At 39.3% G+C, this 22,090-nt stretch carries 14 protein-coding genes and 1 pseudogene; 8 read left to right on the top strand and 7 right to left on the bottom strand.

From position 1 onward, the window contains the following. Nucleotides 1-116: 116 nt before the first annotated feature. Nucleotides 117-857: an SDR family NAD(P)-dependent oxidoreductase gene (locus tag AM592_RS00755; protein WP_053602015.1), complete on the bottom strand. Its 741-nt coding sequence runs from the start codon at nt 855-857 to the stop codon at nt 117-119. Nucleotides 858-962: 105 nt separating this feature from the next. On the opposite strand from AM592_RS00755, the gene AM592_RS00750 reads away from it, so the two are divergent. The 7 genes from AM592_RS00750 to AM592_RS00720 all read left to right on the top strand — a co-directional run bounded on the left by AM592_RS00750 (nt 963) and on the right by AM592_RS00720 (nt 8,657). After that, a complete protein-coding gene (locus AM592_RS00750) occupies nt 963-1,799 on the top strand; it encodes a LysR family transcriptional regulator (RefSeq protein ID WP_053602014.1) in 837 nt (278 codons plus the stop codon). Between the two features lie 562 nt (nt 1,800-2,361). Beyond that, the gene (locus tag AM592_RS00745) at nt 2,362-3,195 is read left to right on the top strand and encodes a sugar phosphate isomerase/epimerase family protein (protein WP_082363627.1); all 834 of its coding nucleotides are present in this window, start codon (nt 2,362-2,364) and stop codon (nt 3,193-3,195) included. Beyond that, complete coding sequence (surE, locus tag AM592_RS00740; RefSeq protein ID WP_053602012.1) at nt 3,192-3,995, top strand: 5'/3'-nucleotidase SurE; 804 nt, start codon at nt 3,192-3,194, stop codon at nt 3,993-3,995. The genes AM592_RS00745 and surE overlap by 4 nt, the downstream gene beginning before the upstream one ends. Continuing rightward, nucleotides 3,992-5,032, top strand: a complete 1,041-nt coding sequence (locus AM592_RS00735) for an ABC transporter substrate-binding protein (protein WP_053602011.1) — start codon at nt 3,992-3,994, stop codon at nt 5,030-5,032. Before surE ends, AM592_RS00735 begins: the two co-directional genes overlap by 4 nt. A 26-nt stretch (nt 5,033-5,058) precedes the next feature. Then, entirely contained in the window at nt 5,059-6,786 is a 1,728-nt protein-coding gene (locus AM592_RS00730; RefSeq protein WP_053602010.1) for an ABC transporter permease, read from the top strand. Next, nucleotides 6,779-7,879 (top strand): ABC transporter ATP-binding protein, encoded by a 1,101-nt coding sequence (locus AM592_RS00725; RefSeq protein WP_053602009.1) that lies wholly within the window; start codon nt 6,779-6,781, stop codon nt 7,877-7,879. The genes AM592_RS00730 and AM592_RS00725 overlap by 8 nt, the downstream gene beginning before the upstream one ends. Continuing rightward, nucleotides 7,845-8,657, top strand: a complete 813-nt coding sequence (locus AM592_RS00720; protein ID WP_053602008.1) for a PHP domain-containing protein — start codon at nt 7,845-7,847, stop codon at nt 8,655-8,657. The genes AM592_RS00725 and AM592_RS00720 overlap by 35 nt, the downstream gene beginning before the upstream one ends. A 154-nt stretch (nt 8,658-8,811) precedes the next feature. Here AM592_RS00720 and AM592_RS23000 read toward each other — a convergent pair. The 5 genes and pseudogenes from AM592_RS23000 to AM592_RS00695 all read right to left on the bottom strand — a co-directional run. Further along, nucleotides 8,812-10,206 (bottom strand): annotated as a pseudogene (locus tag AM592_RS23000) (glycoside hydrolase family 68 protein); the annotation flags it as partial. A gap of 1,607 nt (nt 10,207-11,813) precedes the next feature. After that, nucleotides 11,814-13,694, bottom strand: a complete 1,881-nt coding sequence (htpG, locus tag AM592_RS00710) for a molecular chaperone HtpG (protein WP_053602006.1) — start codon at nt 13,692-13,694, stop codon at nt 11,814-11,816. Between the two features lie 83 nt (nt 13,695-13,777). Further along, complete coding sequence (locus AM592_RS00705) at nt 13,778-15,175, bottom strand: SulP family inorganic anion transporter (protein WP_053602005.1); 1,398 nt, start codon at nt 15,173-15,175, stop codon at nt 13,778-13,780. A 233-nt stretch (nt 15,176-15,408) separates the two neighbouring features. Next, nucleotides 15,409-16,317 (bottom strand): alpha/beta hydrolase, encoded by a 909-nt coding sequence (locus tag AM592_RS00700; RefSeq protein WP_053602004.1) that lies wholly within the window; start codon nt 16,315-16,317, stop codon nt 15,409-15,411. Between the two features lie 228 nt (nt 16,318-16,545). Continuing rightward, entirely contained in the window at nt 16,546-16,986 is a 441-nt protein-coding gene (locus AM592_RS00695) for an Rrf2 family transcriptional regulator (RefSeq protein WP_053602003.1), read from the bottom strand. 650 nt (nt 16,987-17,636) lie between these two features. Here AM592_RS00695 and AM592_RS00690 point away from each other — a divergent pair. After that, nucleotides 17,637-20,192, top strand: coding sequence for a glycoside hydrolase family 31 protein (locus AM592_RS00690; RefSeq protein WP_053602002.1), 2,556 nt, complete (start codon nt 17,637-17,639; stop codon nt 20,190-20,192). A 441-nt stretch (nt 20,193-20,633) separates the two neighbouring features. On the opposite strand, the gene AM592_RS00685 is transcribed toward AM592_RS00690, so the two are convergent. Next, nucleotides 20,634-21,839: a chromate transporter gene (locus AM592_RS00685; RefSeq protein WP_053602001.1), complete on the bottom strand. Its 1,206-nt coding sequence runs from the start codon at nt 21,837-21,839 to the stop codon at nt 20,634-20,636. Between the last annotated feature and the right edge of the window lie 251 nt (nt 21,840-22,090).

Here is a 22,090-nt window from a genome sequence, read left to right as displayed (position 1 = left end):
AAGTTAGAACGTTTGTATCTAATTTGAAAAATGGTAAATCTCATTAAAATAGTCTAACATTAAACAATCCCATAAAATCTTAATATTTAATTACATAAAAAAGACACTCCTAAATATCAAAGTGTCTGTCCGTTATCGATCGTAAATTTTTGACCTGTAATCGATTCTTGGGTTAATTGGAAAAGAACTGCCTCTGCAATATCATCCGGCATGGATACTCTATTTAGCGGCAAATCACCGGCGAGTTGATACATTTTTTCGCGATTATCAGCCCACCATCTCGTATCGACTGCGCCAGGCGCGATACAATTTACTCTAATACTTGGTGCTAATGCAACTGCCAGCGATTTAGTCATCGTGTGAATCGCTGATTTTGTAGCGGCATATGGGATAGATGAACCAATGCCTGTAACGCCTGCAACACTTCCCATATTGACGATAGCACCGGATTTATGCTCCTTCATATAAGGAACGACAGCTTTAACACAATGAAACATTCCTTTTACGTTTACATTGAAGAGTGTATCCCACACTTGATCCGAAGCTGAATGTAAGTCTTCTATTGGTATTTGAGCAGTTATACTCGCATTGTTTACTAAACAATCAACTGTCCCAAATGTGTTGACAGTCCGGGATACCATCTGTTCCACTTCTTTTTCTATCGATACATTTGCTTTTACAGCGAGTGCGGTGCCTCCTCGTTTTGTAACCTCGTCGACTGCTTCCTCTGCCTCTTTTTCTGAGCGACTGTAATTGATGACCACTTTCGCTCCCTCTTCTGCTGCTTTTAACGCTGTTGCTTTTCCAATTCCAGTTCCGCCGCCTGTTATAATCACTACTTTATCTTTTAACTTCATTTGATCTCCTCCTCGCTTAATTTTACCTGCTTGTCGCATAAGAGGTATAATACTGAATAATGAGACTGATATCATTTTTAATGATATCAATGGAGGAATGGAATCTTGGAAAGTCATGATTTAAGGATTTTCAAACATGTTGCACAACTGCAATCAATGTCAAAAACAGCTGAAAAATTAGGCTATGTACAGCCTAATATCTCCCAACGACTGAAAGGGTTGGAGGTTGAGCTCGGAGTTAAATTATTTATACGTAATAACCGTGGCGTAACATTGACGAACGAAGGGAAAATTTTGTTGAATTATGTAAACCAAATGACCGTTTTAATGGAAGAAGCAAAAGCGGCAATCAATCCTCATAAATGGAGAGAGCCTTTAACAATAGGAGCAAGTCAAACAATTTCTGCTGTTAAAATACCTCAATTGGTTTCCGCATTTTTAAAAACAAATCATACTGTGGATGTGAAAATAAGGACAAGTGAGAAGTTAAAATTACTAGAAATGCTTTCTTATGGAGAACTTGATGGGCTTTTTATTAATGGTGAATACAATCATTCTCAGTTTGAAGCCGTCTATTCTTATTTTGAAAACATCACGTTAATTTCACTCACTCATGATCAATTAAAGAAACAGCATGAACAAACTTTACTAGTTAACAGCGATCCGAGCTGTGTTTATAGAAATACATTATTCGATTTTTGGAGGAAACGAAATGATAAAGAGCCAGCAATTATAGAATTTGATTCGCTTGAAGCCATTCTGCAAGCTGTCAGTGAAGGCCTTGGGATTAGTTTAATGCCAGCGGATGTTGCTCAAAATCGAAAAGAAAATACAATCCATTTTCAAGAACTAAAAGAGAAAATAAAAATTGAATTTGTTATTAAACAGAGAAAGCAGCAGCGCCATAGTTTAAAAAAATTCATTCATTTTTTACAATCATAATCAAAGCATTCAACATCCAATTCCCTAAAAAATGCATCTTGGAGAAATACCAGTTTCCGAGGTGCGTTTTTCATAGAATGACCGTTACTTTACCTCTATTAGATAGATTAATGAATAAAGGAGTTGACACTAAAAATAAAAACAGGGTTCTAAATTCACAGCGAAAATACTAGTAAAAGAATATAACAACCAAAAATTAGCTGTTAAATTAAATATCTTTACATGATTATTTCATCCCTGCTGTACTGTTTTCTTGATAATATCATTTGTAAATATTTATCATAAATAGTTCGAAACAACTATTGAAAAATCTATTCTGTGTACTTTATTTCCTCATTCATTAGTTAAGCTACCTAGAATACTTACATCATTCATTTCTCTTCAAAGTTTAATTTCATGTAAATTTTTTACGGTATATTTACAATCAAACCGACTTAAACCTCATCACTCCAATCTTTGGTGTAAATTCCCTGCTAAATCAACTCTGTTCTTGTTTACAAAACGATAACAAAGCCTATAACGTTTCGTTAATTTAACAAAATATCTGGATAGTAAACTTAAGATGACAAATATAACGAAGAAGGGAATGATGAACCTAGTGCCTCAAATTCTCTTTTCCTCAACTCTCGCTTGGTCACTTCCGGTTGAAGAAATAGTACCTTTTGCAAAAGCGTCCGGCATCGACGGATTGGAGATTTGGTCTGAGCACGTGTGGCATTATCGTTCGGATCCTCAGCTTATTCACAAGAATAATAACTTCGAATTGAACTTTACACTGCATGCGCCAAGCTGGGATTTAAACATCGCATCATTAGACCAGGAAATCAGAGAGGCTTCGATTGCAAGAATTTTTCATTCCATTGAACTAGCGGACCGGATTGGTGCAGGTTCTATTACGTTTCATCCCGGACAAGCTACACTTCCTGTCTTGGGAACTGAGTATTATGAAGAAATTCTGCTTGAATCCGTGGACAAAATTGTTCAGAAAGCAAAACAATACGGAAAAACAATGTCGCTTGAGCTAATGGAAGAAAAACCGAAAGAATTCATTACATCACCTACTGTATTGAATCATTTCATTCAGTCCTGTCACACAGCTCTTCGCACCACGTTTGATGTCGCACATATTAAGAGCTCGCAAGATCCCGTTGCCGCTTTTGCTGAAACAGCAAGAGTCGATAAGATCCATTTAAGTGACAATTTGAACACTCGTCTGCACGTCCCGCTTGGCACCGGCATAATCGATCGGGAGTCAATTCATTATTTTCTCACCCAAGTACCTCTTCCTATTGTTATTGAAGGCTTGGATCCATCGCCATCTCTTGATTGGTGGCATATTAACCTTTATTACGTAAGGAAGCTCTTCTTACCCGAAGAACAGGAGGTGTTCGGTTGAAAATATTAGTTTCCAACGATGATGGCATATTTGCTCCCGGCTTAGAAGCAATGGTACAGGTTTTACAGCATTTTGCCGATGTGTATGTTATTTGCCCAGATCAAGAAAGAAGCGCCGTCAGTCATTCCATCACGCTGCGCCAGCCGATCAAAGCGATGCCGCTCGATATTTTCCCCGGAACCAAGGGAACCTGGTGCATTAATGGAACACCTGTCGATTGTGTAAAGCTTGGCATCGAAGTGTTGATGAAAGAGCCGCCCGATTTTGTGTTTTCCGGCATTAACCTTGGACCGAATCTCGGCAGGGATCTTTACTACTCCGGAACAATAGCAGGCGCTTCAGAAGCAGTTCTTTACGGAATTCCTTCAGCTGCCGTTTCTCTTAATGCGTTTTCAAGTCAAAAAGTGAACTTCACAAAGGTTTCACAGCTATTTTACAAAGTGGCGGAGGTATTGATTCAAAACAAGCTTCCCAACACTGCTTTTCTAAACATTAATCTGCCATATTTGAGTAAAGAGCAGTGCAAAGGGGTAAAGGTGATTCCGCTTGACATGACTGTATCCCGCTACCGATATGTCGGCCTTAATGACCCGCATGGACACATTTATTATTGGCTGAAGGATCTAATGCCCGAACTGGATAACCTTGATAGTGAAAGTGATTTTCAGCTATTGCGGGAAGGCTATATTACTATCTCGCCAATCGAATTCAGAACTCATTATAAGAAAAAACAAGAACAAATCGATCGATGGTTCAACAAACATACATTCCAAACCTTTAAAGGAGTTCAACAATTATGAGAAAAAAATTAACGGTCTTACTAAGCGCACTCATTCTCTTATTACTTAGTGCATGCGGGAGCAACTCATCTTCAGGCTCAAACGATCAAAACGGGCAAAACGAACAAAAAAGTGAAAAGATAGAGGGAACCCTTCAATTTTATACCTCTCAGCCAGACGCTGACGCAGAAAAGCTGGTCGCCGGCTTTAAAGAAAAATATCCGGATGTCAAAGTAGAAACCTTCCGTTCCGGAACAGAAGAAGTTATTTCAAAGGTGAAAGCGGAGAAAATGTCAGGAAAAGTCCAAGCAGATGTTATGCTATTAGCCGATTCAGTTACGTTTGAAAGCCTTAAGAAAGAGGATTTGCTTCAAGCTTATGAATCAAAAGAAGCCGGCAGCATCCCTGAGGAATTTGTCGATGCTGATCATATGTATTTCGGAACGAAGGTAATGGCTACCGCTCTTGCCGTGAATACCGATAAGGTCAAAAGCCTGCCTAAAGGATGGGAAGCTCTCACATCAGCAGATGCAAAGGACAAGGTCATCATGCCAAGCCCGCTTTATTCCGGAGCTGCGGCGTATAACTTAGGTGTTTTCACTCGCCAAAATGATTTCGGCTGGGATTTTTATGAAAGCATTAAAGGCAATAATGCAGTTGTTACAAAAGGAAATGGCGATGTATTAAAAGCCGTTGCTTCAGGAGAAAAATCGTACGGAATGGTTGTAGATTTTATTGTGGCTCGTGCAAAAGCTGAGGGTTCTCCGGTTGATCTCGTATATCCTGAAGAAGGCGTTCCAGTCATCACAGAACCGATTGGAATTATGAAGGATGCAAAAAACGCAGCGGCCGCTAAAGCGTTCGTTGATTACGTCTTATCAGAGGATGGCCAAGAGCTTGCAGTTGAATTCGGCTATACACCGATCCGTGAAGGAATCTCTGCCCCTGAAGGCTTACAAACCATTGACAAAATGAAAGTACTCAAAACGGATATCAACGAGCTTTATCAATCCAGAGAAGACGATAAGAAAAAATTCGGTGACCTATTTGGCAAGTAATCGTAAAAGAAAGGAAGCGAAATGACATGCTATTTAAATCTTCTATTGAACAGAAAGCGAAACCCGTTTTTTCGCTTTCTTTCCTATCTTTTCATACTTTGACCTGGAAAATTATCGGTTTTGCTGTTCTCCTCTTTCTATTTCTGATGCCTATCGTCCGTTTAATAAGCTTAAGCTTTGGAGCAGAAGGTGCTTTAAGTTTTGGGGTATATGAAGAGGTGCTTACAGATCCCGCTACGTGGAAATCCATTGAAAATACGGTTTGGATTACAGCTTTTAGTACTCTGCTTTCCGTCGTGCTTGGTGTCAGCACGGCCTGGATTATGGCCTATGTGGATATCCGCGGCAAACAAGCAATGCAGCTGTTTATCTATCTCCCTTTTATCATCCCCTCCTATATTACTACCCTCGCATGGGTTCAGTTTTTTAGCGGTTCAGGACCGCTTGCGATGTTGTTTGGAGATGAGATGCTGCCTAATCTTTACGGGATGGGAGGAATTATCTTTGTTCTCGGCATTTCCCATTACCCGGTCGTCTATCTTATGAGTGTCGATGTCTTTCGAAAAATTCCCCGCGACGCGGAGCAAGCGGCGATGGTTTCCGGAGCCGGCAGATGGACTGCTTTTCGGAAAATTATTTTCCCCATGGCTCTTCCGGGAATAGGAAGCGGTGCTTTGCTTGCATTTTTATCGAACTTAGACAACTTCGGTGTACCTGCATTTTTAGGCATTCCATCAAACATTCGCGTACTGAGCACCTATATTTACGAGCAAATCATCGGTTACGGCCCCAGCGCATTTGCCAGAGCTGCAGTATTATCAGTAATGCTCGGCGTTATCGCTTTGGCAGGTACTATCATTCAAGCGATCATTGTAAGAAAAAGCAAAGCAAATGAAACGACAAAGCGCGATATGGAGCCCCGTTACTACGTGTCAACAAGATCCAGGCGATTGATTCAAGCCAGTCTTTGGAGCTTTTTGCTGTTGACAAGCCTAGTTCCGTTTCTGGCAATGGCAGCCACCTCCTTGATCAAGGCATACGGTCTATCACTATCGTGGGAAAATCTTTCGTTCAAAAACTATCTTTATTTGTTTACAGACAGCAAGGTAGCGCGTTCGGTAAGCAATAGCATTATGTTAGGCTTGGCCACAGTGATCACTTGCCTTTTCGCAGGAACCTTGCTCGCATATGTTCGATTTAAACAACCAAATCTCTGGACACGAGCAGCAGAAGGAATCGTCACATTGCCTTATGCTCTCCCCGGAACGGTTTTGGCCTTGAGCATGATTCTGATGTGGATGCAGCCTGTCCCAGGATGGTACCCAGGCGTGTACGGAACGATCTGGATCTTGCTAATCGCCTATTTGACAAGATTTCTCGTGCTCCAATTCAGAGGAAGCCTGACAGCCTTCTCCCAGCTTGATCCCAGCATGGAGGAAGCAGCACAGACGTCGGGAGCATCCGGGTTTACCAAATGGAGAAGCATTTTGCTTCCCCTGCTGCTGCCAGGAATAATGAGCGGAGCATTTCTCGTATTTCTTACGGCTTTAGCTGAGCTTACTGTCTCAAGCCTCCTATGGTCAAGCGGCGCAGAGACGATCGGCGTCATGATTTTCAGCTTTGAACAGGCAGGCTACAGCACATATTCAACCGCTTTTTCTACATTGATTGTCTTAGCCATCCTGATTGGCGGTGTCAGCCTGATGCTTTTTCAAAATTTTATAGGAAAGCGAGTGAGCTTGAAAAATGATTGAACTTAACGGCGTGAGCAAGCAATATGGTTCGTTTTCTGCATTGAATCATATTAACCTTTCATTTAAAGAAGGAGAATTTATTGCGATCCTTGGTCCTTCTGGCTGTGGAAAAACGACCCTGCTCAGGCTTCTGGCCGGATTTATCAAACCGAGTGAAGGCAGCATTTTTCTAAACGAAGAAGAAATTGCCTCGCCTAAACGGCTTGTAAAGCCTGAAAAACGAAATATAGGCATGGTTTTTCAATCATTCGCGCTTTGGCCGCATTTAACCGTGCAAGAGCACGTTGAATTTGCCCTTAAACACCACAGGTTTACCAAAAACCAATCCAAACAGCAGCAAGAGGAACGCGTTCACGACGTTCTGAAAATGGTGGAAATGGAAGCCTTTAAACACCGGTATCCTTCTGAACTTTCCGGAGGCCAAAGACAGAGGGTCGCACTGGCAAGAGCCATCGTGCCGGAACCTGTCCTGCTTTTGATGGATGAGCCGTTGAGTGCCCTCGATGCAGAGCTCAGAATGGAAATGAGGAAAGAAATTCAATCCATCCATCAACAGACAAAAGCAACAATTGTCTATGTCACCCACGACCAAAGTGAAGCACTCGCCATGGCTGATAGAATCATCGTCATGAATAACGGAATCGTTGAACAGGCAGACACTCCTGAAGTGATCTATACTAAGCCGGAAACTGTCTTCGTTTCAACATTTGTGGGCAAAAGCAACCTGATCCAAGGACAGTGGACGAAGCAAAATGTATTTATTCCGGATGGTTTCCCTATGGTAGAATGGGAGGATATCGGCATTTCACAAGAACTTAAGAATCAGAACCTCTTCCCTGTAAGACCGGAGCAATGGAAAATCGGCGACCCCACGGAAAACAGTATTGTCGGTGTGGTATCATTTGTCCAATTTCAAGGAAACGAAATCCATTATAATGTTAAAATAGAAAAGCAAATGCTCACTCTTTATTCACCAGCTTTTCAAGAGCGGTACCAGCCTGGTGATATTGTTGGACTGACTTTGGCAGTTGAAAAAAAGAAAGGAGATAATAAAACCAATGATCGATTTGCACATTCATTCCGTGTTCTCTGACGGACATTGGACACCGGAAGAAATCATTGCAGACGCCCAGAAAAAGAAGCTTACTGATATCGCAATTACCGACCATGACGCGATTCAAGGCTATCAAGAAGCAAAGAAGCTTGCTCCATCAAACTTGAACCTGATCTCCGGCATCGAGCTCAATACAGACGGTGTCTACGGTGAACTGCACATACTCGGATATAACTTCGATCCGGAACACCCTAGTATGCTAGGGCATATTTCCTGGAGATCTCAAGAACGAAAAGACTGGGGAAAAAAGATTGTTGATCGATTGAATGAACTTGGATATACGATTTCATTTGATAAATGTCTCGACCGTGTCGGGAAAGGTGTTCTCGTGCGTACTCACATCGCCGAGGAGCTTGCTGCCGCCGGTTATTTCCCTAATTGGAAGGAAGCACACCAAGCATTGCTGAAAAAAGGAAAGCCCGGGTTTGTCGAACGTAGTCCCTTTTCCGCTGTAAATGCGATTGATCTCATCCATGAAGCAGGAGGAGAAGCCTTTCTCGCCCACCCAGGCATTTATATAAAACCATTTTCATTAGAAGAACTTGTTGCTGCAGGTTTAGATGGAATTGAAGTTTGGCATCCTAAGCACAGTTCGGCTGATGTTGAATACTGGGAGAAGCAAGCTGAACGATTCGGCATGACTGTTTCCGGCGGAAGTGATTTTCATGGGCCTGTATCAAGGAATCCATTTCCAATTGGAAGTGTGGAGATTCCGGAGTGGGCTGAAACAGCGGTAAAGAAATTAGTCACCAATTAATGTTTAGGGAAACGAATTGACTCCATCTATTCGTCTCCCTTAATATTTGTCATTAGTCCGATTAGAAAAATAAAAGAACCGCAGATCAAACTTTAAAAAGTTTTCTGCGGTTCTTTTAATTATCTTTTAATTTACAAACACTTTTAAGAACACTTTAGTTCCCTGAATAGTTACTTTCATTAGCGCTTGTAGGAGTATCTGTAGTTAATTGTCCTTGTTCAAGAATGTCGTGTTGACGGACATAGGTTTTATCTCCATCAATATTCAACAAGAAGCTAGGAGCAAATGTAGAATGATTGATACTAGATGCTCCACGATTTGTCATGTAGCTTGTTACTACTACATTATTGTCGTTAGGATTCTTTGGCAATAAAGCATAATGCGAATACGTAAAGGTACGGCTGTTGAAGTCTTCATCAGACGCGATGACAAGACCAGTATCATTAAGCGGTGTATATGGTCCTGTTAATGAGTCAGATACATACCCCAACATATAGATCATATTCGGCGAAATGTTATCTACCCCCATTTTCGCACCTCTTGTATCTGTGAATAGATACCATTTGTCTTTTAATTTAAAGACATTCGCACGTTCAATTTCGTCTGTCACCAAATTGGATGTAATTAATGGGTTCATGACCTTTTTTAGTGTGAAATCATCGTTGATTTCAATAATGCCCAGAGCACCGTTTGCTAATGTCGCTAACTTTTTCTTAGGACTAGACATAATACGTTGAAATTCTGATTGAAAGTAGTAATCATCTCCACCGTAAAATGCTTTGTTATATAAAGATAAATCTCCATGGTAACCATTATCGGATCCTGTATTTCCTTCAAATACAAGGTATTTACGGCCATTATCCTCTACATAATGAGGGTCTCTCAAAGTATGGTTATCTCCGGAAGAAAACATTCCTTCATCATGAAATTGAGAAACATTCTGATAGATTTTCCCATCACCATCAAAGATTGATTTATGGTCTTGTACACCGTCAATGGTTAATGATTCATCATGTAAACCAACATTTACTTGAGCTGTAGTTAAAGTTTGTTTGCTATCACCAGTGCCGCCAAGAGCCATGCTGCCTGAGAAATCTGTATAAAAAAGGCGGATCTTATGATCGATTAATGCAGCTGAGCCTGACCATTCTTCCGTTTGATGCTTTAAAATCGGATCATTTGCATTGAATTTATCGGCATCCGTAAATACTCGTCCGGCATTTTTCCAGCTGTCAATCGAAGTCTCTCCGATTTTTTGATAAAACATATAAATAAATGTTTCATTCGTTCTTGGCTTGCCAGCAAGAGCAAATACAATATGGTAGCCGTTATATTCAGCAACAGTTCCATCCGGGTTTTGAAGCGGCCAGCTGTCCCATACATCCAAATCAATTGGTGCTTCAGAATCTGAATATCTTTTAGCTGAAGGAATATTGGCTATTTCATCAGCATTGAAATTAGGCATTCTATATTGAGAATTTTTTTCCTGAAAAGGAATCCGGGAAATATCATACCTAGTGATTTGTGAGGTATTGTATTTATTTGTATAGGAGACAAAATTATCACCTAAATTGGAACGATAGACAAATCCCGTTCTTCCGTTATAAGTTACCTGATACATACTGGAGTTATCCGGACTCGTTGTAGTTACTTTATTATTGATATCAATTGAAGTAATAATTCGTTTATCACTTGAAGTTGTATCGTATAAATTTGACTTCTTGACTACATATTTAGTGATAGGTTTCGCTTTGTCTCCCAGATCCGCACGATAAACATAGCCCGTTTTCCCCTTATATGTAACTTTGTACATGTTGTCAGACACTGGACTTGTCGTTGTTAGTTTATTATTTAGAGGAATTGACGCGATTATTTTTTTATTCCCCTTGTATGAATCATATAGATTCGTTGTTTTTACAACGAACTTATCAATAGCCTTTGGCTTGCCGCTTAGATTCCCACGATAAACATATCCTGTTTTACCGTTAATTTTCACTTGGTACATATTATCAGATACTGGACTAGTAGTTGTCAGCTTATGGTTAACAGGAATTGACGTGATGATATTAGATTTACTGCTATTTGAAGAGTATAGATTTGACGTTTTTACGGTATACTTCTCAACCGCTTTCGGCTTGTCTCCCGTGTTCCCACGATAAACATATCCGGTTTTGCCTTTGTATTTCACTTGGTACATGTTATCAGAAACAGGACTCATCGTTGATAGTTTAACATTAACAGGAACCGACGCAAGTATTTTTGATTTACTCTTATTTGAAGAGTATAGATTTGACGTTTTTACAGTATACTTCTCAACCGCTTTCGGCTTGTCTCCCGTGTTCCCGCGATAAACATATCCGGTTTTGCCTTTGTATTTCACTTGGTACATTTTATCAGAAACAGGACTCGTCGTTGATAGTTTTACATTGACAGGAACCGACGCAAGTATTTTTGATTTACTCGTATTTGAAGAGTATAGATTTGATGTTTTTACGATATATTTCGTGACCGGTTTTGCTTTATCAGCAAGATTCGATTTATATACGTATCCGGTCCGTCCCTTATATGTAACTTTATACATGCTAGATGACTTTGAACTTGTCGTTGAAAGTTTAGTATTAACAGGGATAGTAGTAATTTTTCGTTTTTTGCTTGTGGTTGTGTCATATAGATTCGACGTTTTTACTACATAATAACTACTTGTTTTTTGTGTTTTAGCCTCAGCTGCAGTATGTAAGAATGCATAGCTAAATACTAGGCATAAACTAAAAGCTAATGCGCGCAGAAAAACCTTCTTCAAATTGATCTCTCCTTTTCTAATTTCAAGTCTTTATATTACCATTAATTTGTTTATTTTAATAGTCTATTTCCCTAAGAAATCGTCAAAATCTGATTCTAACTTACTATTACAAAGGAAATGGAAATCTAATAGAGTATCTTCTATTATTTATATAAATATATAAATAACTGTAACTAATGTTTATTATTTAGAAATGAAGTATGAAAAAGAGATGGCTTTTCTATATCATAGCGAGGGCTTTAGAGAACTTATTTCTTTGCAGCTAATAAAAAAGCAGGCTAGAATCCTTCATGGAATTCCCCTGCTTTTTATTGATTATCAATTACTTTTATTAGATTTTCATAAATCTTTTTTTATCACACCATGATCTTGCAAATGTCGTTTGTAAACTCGACGGGATCGTTGACCGGCAATCCTTCAATAAGAAGCGCTTGATTGTACAATAGATTTGTATATAAATTGACTTTTTCTTTATCAGTTTCAAATGCTTCCTGTAATGACTTGAACACTTCATGATTCGTATTAATTTCCAAAACCTTTTCCGCTTGAATGTTTTGGTTATTCGGCATCGATTTCAGGATTTTTTCCATTTCGATACTTACTTCGCCATCAGTGGATAAACAGACTGGATGGGTCTTTAATCGTTTTGATACCCGTACATCCTTTACTTTGCCGGACAGCGTCGTTTTCATATATTCAAAGAGGTCTTTGTTGTCCTTCTCCTCTGACTCTGTATCCGTCTCGCTTTCTTTTACTTCAATTCCTAGATCACCGCTTGAGACAGATCTGAATTCTTTTTCTTTAAAATTTGTCAGCACTCTGATTGCGAATTCATCCACTTCATCGGTGAAATATAAAATTTCATACCCTTTTTCTGCTACGATTTCCGTCTGCGGCAGTTTTTCAATCCGTTCATGGCTTTCTCCGGAAGCGTAATAAATGTATTTTTGATCCTCAGGCATTCTTGATACATATTCATCTAAAGTGACAAGCTCTTTCTCTTTGGATGAATAGAACATCAATAAGTTCTGCAGCACATCTTTATGACTGCCATAGTCACTGTATACCCCGTATTTCAACTGTCTTCCAAAGGATTCATAGAACTTTTTATACTTCTCACGATCGTCTTTTAATAATCCTTGCAATTGACTCTTGATTTTATTCTTAATGTTTTTCGCGATAAGCTTCAACTGGCGGTCTTGCTGTAAAATCTCTCTTGAAATGTTAAGTGATAAGTCTTCAGAGTCGACCATTCCTTTAACGAAGCTAAAATAATCCGGAAGCAAATCAGCGCATTTTTCCATAATTAATACGCCATTCGAATAAAGCTCTAATCCCTTTTCAAATTCCTTTGAATAATAGTCAAACGGAATTTGCTCAGGTATAAATAAAATGGCATTGTACCTCACAGCTCCATCAACACTGATATGAATATGCTTTAAAGGCTTGTCAAACCCGTAATGCTTTTCCGAATAAAAATTCTCGTAATCTTCGTCCTTAAGCTCATTTTTATTCTTTCTCCAGATTGGAACCATGCTATTGATTGTTTTTTCTTCTTGTATATCTTCAAATTCATTTTCGCTGTCTTCTTTCGGCTTCCTTTCAGTCACGTCCATTTTAATCGGGTAGCGAATGAAATCAGAGTATTTTTTTATGATCGATTGTAAACGATACTCCTCTAAATACTCATCATACGTTTCATCTTCTGTATTTTCTTTGATTTTTAAAATAATCTCTGTTCCCACAGTTTCTTTTGGATGCGTATCTATCGTGTAACCATCCGCACCTTGAGATTCCCACTTATACGCTTCATCACTGCCGAGTGCTTTTGTGATGACGGTAACCGTGTCAGCTACCATGAAGGATGAATAAAATCCGACACCAAATTGCCCGATGATATCCTGGCCATCCTTCATTTCATTTTCTTTTTTAAAGGCAAGCGAGCCGCTCTTGGCAATCACTCCAAGGTGATCTTCAAGCTCTTCTTTTGTCATGCCGATTCCTGTATCAGAAATCTTTAGCGTTCGATTTTCCTTGTCAGCATCCACTTTTATGTAATAATTGCCCTGCTCAAACGTTAAAGTGTCATCGGTTAAAGCTTTGTAGTAGATTTTGTCGATTGCATCGCTTGCATTTGAAATTAACTCTCTTAAAAAGATCTCTTTTTGAGAATAAATCGAGTTAATCATCATTTCTAACAACCGTTTAGACTCTGCTTTAAATTGTATTTTTTCCATTAAAGAATCTCCTCTCTTTACAACAAGCACTTAAAGATAATCACTTTTTTAATATCATAGAATGTTTTTGCTGTCAATATATTCTACCAGCCGTGAAACCTTACTTTTTTCCCTTTATCAACAAGACTGGAACTGATATTATCCAAAGCCATATGAGCGGAATGGTCCCATACGTGGGCAAGGCTTAGATCAATACAAACCATTTTCGAGTTATCAGTCAAATCAATCTTTTCCTTCAAAGTCTCTGCCGTTACAAAGAAGAGCTGCCCTTTTACGTGATAGACCTTTTCTTCCCCGTTCCAATCGTTCGTTACTTCCAGCTTTGCAGATTTATAAGCATATTGTAAGACACTTAGCAATACACCAATGAGCACACCAATTGCCAGGTTATGTGTAGCGAGAACAACCAGTACCGTCGTGACCATGATAACCACTTCGGAGATCGGGGTATTCCGGATATTGCGTAAGTAGTCCCAATCGAAAATTTCGCTGCATACATAAAACATCACTCCAACGAGTGCAGCAATCGGAATCATAGAAACAAGATCACTAAATACAAAAATAAATAATAGAAACACAACCCCTGAAACGATCGTAGACAGCCTTGTTGTTCCACCATTTTTCACATTCAGATAGGATTCAGCAACCAATGCACAGCCTGCCATCCCTCCGATGAATCCGGTGGCTGTATTTGCAATCCCTTGTCCTCTTATTTCCTTGTCTTTACTCGTCTTCGTATCCGTCATTTCATCAATCTTTGATTGCGTAAGTAAAGTCTCTGCATATCCGACAATTGCGAGTGACAGAGACGTTGGGAGGATTACCCAAAGCGTATCAAGGGTAAAAGGAATATTCGGAACATGCGGAAGCGGCAGAGACGTTGATAAATTAGCCAGATCACCTACTGTCTGCAAATTCCCTCCTGGTAAAAAAGAGTAGACAAGCGTCATAATCACGATAGCAACAAGCGGCGACGGTACGACCGAGGTAAATTTCGGTATTAAATAAATTACAAGGAGTGTTCCAGCAATCATAACGTACATTCCCCAGGATTGATCTTCAAAGTAATGCAGCTGTGCTAAAAAAATAAGAATAGCAAGAGAATTAACAAATGCAGTGATAACCGAATGCGGCACAAACCTCATGAGCTTCCCTAGTCGAAATGCTCCCATCAATAATTGAATAATTCCCGTAAGTATCGTTGCAGCAAATAAGTATTCGATACCATTTTCAGCCACCAGAGCTGTCATTAATACCGCCATTGAGCCGGCAGTTGCTGAGACCATTCCCGGCCTTCCGCCGAAAATTGAAATGAGTATTAGGATGCTGATGGTCGAATAAATGCTGATCATCGGATTCACACCGGCAATAAACGCAAAAGCCAAGGAGTCTGGGATTAGTGCGAGAACGGTTGTAATACCTGCCATTACATTTAGACGTATACTGGTAAAGTTAGGTTTTATATCTTGCAAAACAGTCATTTCATTTCTCCGTTTCTGTTGATAAATAGCTATGTACAACATCTTCGTAAACAGTATATGTGAAATTGAAATATTCATCAATTTTTAGATAAGTGAAATAAGCGGATGATACAGTCAAGAATCGATACATGATTACCATAAATATGTGTTAGTTAGTATGCAAAAAAAGAGTGCCAATATAGACACTCTGATTAAGCAGACTTCATAAGCTCGAAAACATAGGGCTGACTGTTTTACGACTCTATCAAATGTGAATAAAAGAATGATTTAACTGTTTCAAGCGTGTGGGGTTGAGTAAAAGCTATATGTCCGGCACCTGTTATTTTATATAAGGTTGCGTCATTTCCTGCTTGTTTAAGTGCTTTAAAAAATTGTACGCTTTGCTCATATGGTACGACATCGTCTTGATCCCCATGCATCATTAAAATGGGTGGTGCATCAGGGTGCACGTATTCAATTGGACTAGCTTTTCTCGCTTTCTCTTTGTTTTCCTGAACAGCCCCGCCAATAAGCTTAGATTCCGGCGATTGGGGAGAATCATGGTCAAAGGCTGACGGGAATTGGCTCATGGTGAGGATTTCTGTCGGACCAAACCAGTCTACAATAGCTTGAACGTGAGTAGATTCGTGGGGATATTCCCGATCTCCATCAAACTCTTCAATTCCTTCTGTTAATCCCAGTAAAAGAGCCAAATGCCCGCCTGAAGAATCTCCCCATACACCTACTTTCTGTGGATCAATGTTATATTGGAAGGCATTTGCTTTTAAGAAACGTACAGCAGTTTTTACATCCTGAATTTGCGCAGGGAAAATAGCTTCGCTGCTCCCTCTGTATTGCACACTCGCGATGACGTAGCCTTGTTTCGCAAAATCAACAAGCTGCGGCAAGAAGCCAAAAGTATCCTGCTCCGTCCATCCCCATCCACTGCCTTGCAAATAAATAATCAAAGGATATTTTTCTTGGTTACCATCCCTGTTAAATAACGCATCCATAGGGTTTCTATATACTAATAAATTTAGCTTCAATGACGTACCCTCTACGTTTGAAAACTCAATATTTGGAATCAATTGGACATAGGAATTAATGTTTTGCTCCCAATCTAGAACTTTAATTTCTGAATCTGCATTGCTGATATCCGCCATTTTCCTTTCTCCTCCTCAAATGTAATCTTAAAAATAAAAGGTGTGCAGCAATTTCTCAATTTGCTGTGCCGGGATTTATTTCATTTTTCCTCACCTCCTAAAATGGCAACGAATGATTTCGTTGTAATCAAACCCATTACAACAATGAGAGAAGCTGACCTATTTGATATTTTACGGCAATAGCTCCAACCCGTTGTAAACAAAAATATTACAACATTGTTAAAAAGATTATGCTTCCTGAGAAGCATTCTTTTTTTGGATAATAAACTCAGTTATTTCTTGTATTGAAACTTCCTTTAGTATATCCTCCATGGCTGTTTGCGCTTTTAATAAAAAAAGCTCCAGAACCTGATTAATATTTGCTCCGACCCAACAATTCGGGTTCGGATTTTCATGAGTGTGGAAAAGCTCGCCTTCCAAAACGACATCAACTGCTTTATATACATTATATAAGGAAATATCGCTAGCATCTTTTAATAAATATGCTCCTCCCGAACCCCTTCTCACATCAATCAATCCTGATTTTTTTAGTAACCTGCTGATTTGACGGATAATCACAGGATTCGTATTTACGCTGTCCGCGATTTGCTCTGAAGTAAGAAGGTCTGTACGGACCGCTATCAGAGATAACATATGAACGGCGATCGTGAACCGGTTGCTAATTCTCATGGAATCACCCTTTCGTTGTAACAAGTATAATTACAACGAAAGAAATAGTCAATCCATTTGTAAAAAATATCAGCAATCGCTTCGCCAGTTTACAAAATGATTATAAAGATTTATGCGTTTATTATAACGTATAACAGCGAAACCGAACCTACCCTCTCCCTTCGACATTCAGGTAGCTCTTTTTCCCAACAATTCAAAAACCAAATCAGTATACTGTCATTTTCAGCAGCCAATTAGTGTTTTCGGAAAAAGTCAGTTTAGAAATCGTTTACGCTATACTAATTTTTCATCACATTACCTCCTAAATAAAACCATCTCCTCGTACTAAAAACGTCATTTATCTAGTTGAACAGTTTCCTTACTTAATTATTCAGCTCATAATTTCAATAATTCCTCCAAAAAAAATTAAATAGAGAAAACGTTTACTCTTATTACTAAAGACCTCTCATATATTACATTTTCATTAATTATCCGTCGCTTCGTCCCTTTTTTTACTCTGACAATTATACCAAAATCTCCGGAAAATTAAGCGCTAACAATTGGATAGGTACAAGGAATCTTCTTAATTTCTATCATTCGTCGTATTGTTCGTTTTTGAAGGAATTGGTAGGTTAAGTACGTACTAAAATTCTATTCGATGAGGTGATTGTATGCTAAAACTTACACAATTATTCAGAGTCATGATTGCAGCAGCTCTAGTAATGGTTGTATCCTTGCCTTCAACCATTACAACAACGTTTGCGGCGCCAGCAGGGGGGCAAACACCGGCAGCTCAGCCTGAACCGGATACTCCCCTTAATAAGGATAATTTGCAAACGTTTACTGTAACCGGTGTCAAAAATTTAAAGAATGGCGTTCAATTTGATTTAGGCGAATATAAGGCTTTCATTCGTCTATATTCAGAAGATCTAGCGAAAGTTTCCGTTTTAAAAAATGGGCAAAAGGAGTTTGATTCTCCGGCCATTCATAAAAAGGATTGGAAAACACCTAGCTTCGAAACGTCGGATGGACAAGATGAGTATACGATTACAACAAAAGAGCTTACGATTAAAATCAATAAATCCAAGTTTGGTGTGAAATTTTTAGACAAGCAAGGAAACGTCATCAATGAAGATTACATGAAAAATGGCGCTTCCTCAGGATATGAAAATGGAAAGCCGTACGTATTTAAAAAGACAAATAAAGAGGAAAACTTTTACGGCTTCGGGGAACAAGGAGGATTAAACTTAAATAAACGCGGCAAAAGTGTCGGAATGTGGAATACGGATGCCTTCGGCTATTCAAAGGATACAAAGTATCTTTACACTTCCATTCCTTTCTTTATGGGTCTGAAGGATAAAAAAGCTTACGGTATTCTTTTTGATAACTCGCATCGTTCCTACTATGAAATGGCCAGTGAGTCGGATGATTACTATTACTTCTATGCAAACGGCGGCCCGCTCACCTATTACTTCATGTACGGTCCGGAAATTTCAAACGTGATTGATCGATATACAGAACTTACCGGAAAAATGGATCTGCCGGCCGAATGGACACTGGGTCTTCATCAAAGCAAATGGGAATATACACCTGATGAGATTGTGAATGTCGCGAAAACCTACCGGGAGAAAAAGATTCCGTTAGATACGATGCATTTCGACATTGATTACATGCAAGATTACAGGGTATTTACGTGGGATCAAAAATACAAAGATGCGTTGAAGCGATTAAAACAGATGGAAGGCTTCCATGCCATTGCTATTAATGATCCTGGTGTAAAGAAAGATGAAAATTACAGCGTTTATAAGGAAGGAACAGCGAAAGATTATTGGGCGAAAAACCCTGACGGCAGCAATTTTGTGGGTCCGGTTTGGCCAGGCGATTCCGTGTTCCCTGATTTTTCAAAAGAAGAAGTTCGCAATTGGTGGGCAAAAAGCCATAAACCCCTTTTTGATGCAGGAATTGACGGCATCTGGAACGACATGAATGAACCGTCTGTGTTTAGGGATGACGACAAACACAACAACACGATGCCGCTGGATACTTACTTTGGATCAGATGAAAACAAAATTTACTCAACAGAATTCCATAATTTGTTTGGCCATCGAGAAAACGAAGGAACCCATAAAGCATGGTCCATGTATAAACCGAATGAACGTCCGTTTATTTTAACGCGTGATATGTTTGCAGGTTCTCAACGCTATGCAGCGATATGGACAGGAGACAATACAAGCAACTGGGAGCATTTGCAAATGTCCATGCCGATGAACATGAATATCGGATTATCAGGAGTATCCTTTGTCGGAAATGACATTGGCGGTTTCGCATCCAGTGCGGACAGCGAACTTTTCACACGCTGGATCGAAGTCGGCGCTTTCCTTCCATTTTCCCGGATTCACTACATGCCGGATCCGAAGAATTACGGTCAGGAGCCTTGGAGATTTGGACCGGAAGCAGAAAAAACTTCGAAAAAGTATATTGAAATGCGCTACAAGCTCTTGCCATACCTGTACAATGCATTTAAAGACTCTTCCGAAACGGGCAAACCTGTTCAGCAGCCGCTTGTTTATCACTTCCAAGAAGACGAGAAAACCTATAACGTCAGCGACCAATTTATGTTCGGTGATTCCATGATGCTTGCTCCGGTTGTCAAGAAAGGTCAAACAAGCCGTAAGGTCTACTTGCCTAAAGGAGAAACATGGATCGATTTCTGGACGAAAAAAGAATATAAAGGCGGCCAAACGATTACTGTCGATGCTCCGCTTGATCATTTGCCAATCTTTATGAAAGAAGATTCAATCGTACCAACTCGCGAGGTACAGCAATACACAGGTGAAAAAGAATTAACAAACCTTGTTCTTGATACTTACGTAGACGACGAAGCAAACTATAGCTTCTACGAAGACGACGGCAAATCGCTTAACCACAAAAAAGGCGAATTCGATATAACAAACTTCAGCATTGAAGAAAAACGAAACAAAATCGAATTCAAGAAATCAATGGAAGCTGATCGCTTCGATTCTGACATTGAGCAATATACGCTTAAGCTCAATAATGAAGAAGCTCCGGAAAAAGTATATGCAGCACGCAACAATTATAAAGCAGTTGATTCTTTAAAAGACATGACAAAGACTAAACGTTCCTATTTCTACGATGAAGAAACCAAAACGATTTATATCAATATTCCTGTAGAAGAAAGCAAAAAAGTCCAGATCAAATTTAATTAATTTTTTTATAAGGGACTAATCGCTCTAGTGATTAGTCCCTTCGTCTTTTTTGAAAACAATCGTTCAAATATAGATACAAATTGGTTATTACCTCATCTTCACATAACTCCTATGCTTTTTTCCTACAACTTGCTTTGGATAATACCGCCATCTTTCATTATTCATCTCACAAAAAAATTAATTTTTTTATCAGATTATTTGTTTGTTCATCCCCGCCTTCTGCGATGAGTGACACAAGAAATAAAATTCGTTCTGATCCTTCATCATGAACAATTCATTCTAAACTTTCCAGATCAAACCTTCTTTAATACGTTGCATGGCGAATTTCCGAACGAGATAAATGAGAGAATACTAGATTTTGTGGAACAAAATTCTGATGACAACTAATTAATAAAGTGCTGGATTGTCAGTATAAAATTGACGAACCAGCCCTTATTTTATTTATAGGTTGATAAGAAATCCGCCAATCGCCCCAAAGACTACGATCATCCACGGCTGCAGCTTCCAAAAAGCCAGCATACTAAATAAGATAGCAGCGAAGGCGAAATCAATTGGTGCCAGAATAGAACTTGTCCAGATTGGTTCATAAAATGCAGAGATTAATATCCCCACCACTGCTGCATTGACGCCCATTAGTGCACCTTTAACTTTTTCGTTTCGACGTAAACTTTCCCAAAATGGCAGTGTGCCAAAAATCAGTAGAAAAGCTGGTAAGAAGATGGCAACCGTCGCTAATAACCCGCCAAGCCAGCCATTCATGATCGTCCCTAAATATGCTGCAAATGTAAATAGCGGACCTGGAACGGCTTGTGCAGCGCCATATCCGGCAAGAAAGGTTTCTTTGCTTATCCATCCAGGATGTACAAATTCACGCTCAAGAAGCGGCAAGACAACATGTCCTCCTCCAAACACAAGAGAGCCTGAGCGATAGAAGCTATCCACCATAGCAACCCATTGTAATGAAGTAATGTCCCTCAAAATAGGGAGACCAACAAGCAATCCAAAAAATAATAATAAGCAAAAAATTGCAAAACGACGTGAAATAGGGAAATGAATTCTGGAATCATCTTTTTCTTCAGGCTGTTTAAAAATAAAATATCCAATCATTGCAGATAATAAAATGATCCCCACCTGTGTGTATGCCGTCTGCCATAATAGCGTTACTACTAATGCGATTAGTGCAATCGTTTTTCGTTTTACATCCGGGGTTAACTTCTGCGCCATTCCGATAATGGCGTGTGCAACAACTGCTACAGCAACCATTTTCAATCCATGTATCCAGCCTGCATCTCCAATTTGCAGTCCTTGCAAAATTAATGCCATCATAATGAGTGCAATAACTGAGGGTAATGTGAAGCCAAGAAAAGCAACGATTCCACCAATTACACCTGCACGCATGACTCCGATGCCAATACCAACCTGGCTGCTGGCAGGACCGGGGAGAAATTGGCATAAAGCGACTAAATCAGCATAGCTCTTTTCATCCATCCATTTTCTTCTGCGAATATATTCTTCATGAAAATATCCTAAATGGGCAATTGGACCTCCAAAAGAAGTCAAACCAAGTCTTGTTGAAACGATTAATATTTCTAACAAAGATCGAATGGAAGCCCCGCCATTTTCTTTATTTAACGCTTTACTTCCCACACTATTATTCTCCCTTCCAAATTCTATTTCCTTTAATTTCTTTAACTAGCTCGTATATTTTGAGCGATAATCTTTGAGCGATAATAATCGTACCAAACTCCTATTTCAAAAAACATAAAAAAATGATTTTATTTTTGTAAATCTTTTCAGATGACAATTTCCCCGGAAATACATTGAATTTCGAGAACTAATTACTTCTAAATTCCTTAATAGCACCTTTTTAAATCGCAGTAGCTGGTTTGGTTGCATAG

This window comes from Bacillus gobiensis, from assembly GCF_001278705.1.
GTDB lineage: Bacteria > Bacillota > Bacilli > Bacillales > Bacillaceae > Bacillus > Bacillus gobiensis.
This window is presented reverse-complemented; position numbering and strand designations above follow the sequence as displayed.

Coding starts and splice junctions, on each gene's coding strand:
- AM592_RS00690 (WP_053602002.1), top strand. CDS start 17,637: ATGCTAAAACTTACACAATTATTCAGAGTCATGATTGCAGCAGCTCTA.
- AM592_RS00725 (WP_053602009.1), top strand. CDS start 6,779: ATGATTGAACTTAACGGCGTGAGCAAGCAATATGGTTCGTTTTCTGCA.
- AM592_RS00730 (WP_053602010.1), top strand. CDS start 5,059: ATGCTATTTAAATCTTCTATTGAACAGAAAGCGAAACCCGTTTTTTCG.
- AM592_RS00700 (WP_053602004.1), bottom strand. CDS start 16,317: ATGGCGGATATCAGCAATGCAGATTCAGAAATTAAAGTTCTAGATTGG.
- AM592_RS00695 (WP_053602003.1), bottom strand. CDS start 16,986: ATGAGAATTAGCAACCGGTTCACGATCGCCGTTCATATGTTATCTCTG.
- AM592_RS00755 (WP_053602015.1), bottom strand. CDS start 857: ATGAAGTTAAAAGATAAAGTAGTGATTATAACAGGCGGCGGAACTGGA.
- AM592_RS00745 (WP_082363627.1), top strand. CDS start 2,362: ATGACAAATATAACGAAGAAGGGAATGATGAACCTAGTGCCTCAAATT.
- AM592_RS00735 (WP_053602011.1), top strand. CDS start 3,992: ATGAGAAAAAAATTAACGGTCTTACTAAGCGCACTCATTCTCTTATTA.
- AM592_RS00705 (WP_053602005.1), bottom strand. CDS start 15,175: ATGACTGTTTTGCAAGATATAAAACCTAACTTTACCAGTATACGTCTA.
- htpG (WP_053602006.1), bottom strand. CDS start 13,694: ATGGAAAAAATACAATTTAAAGCAGAGTCTAAACGGTTGTTAGAAATG.
- AM592_RS00720 (WP_053602008.1), top strand. CDS start 7,845: ATGATCGATTTGCACATTCATTCCGTGTTCTCTGACGGACATTGGACA.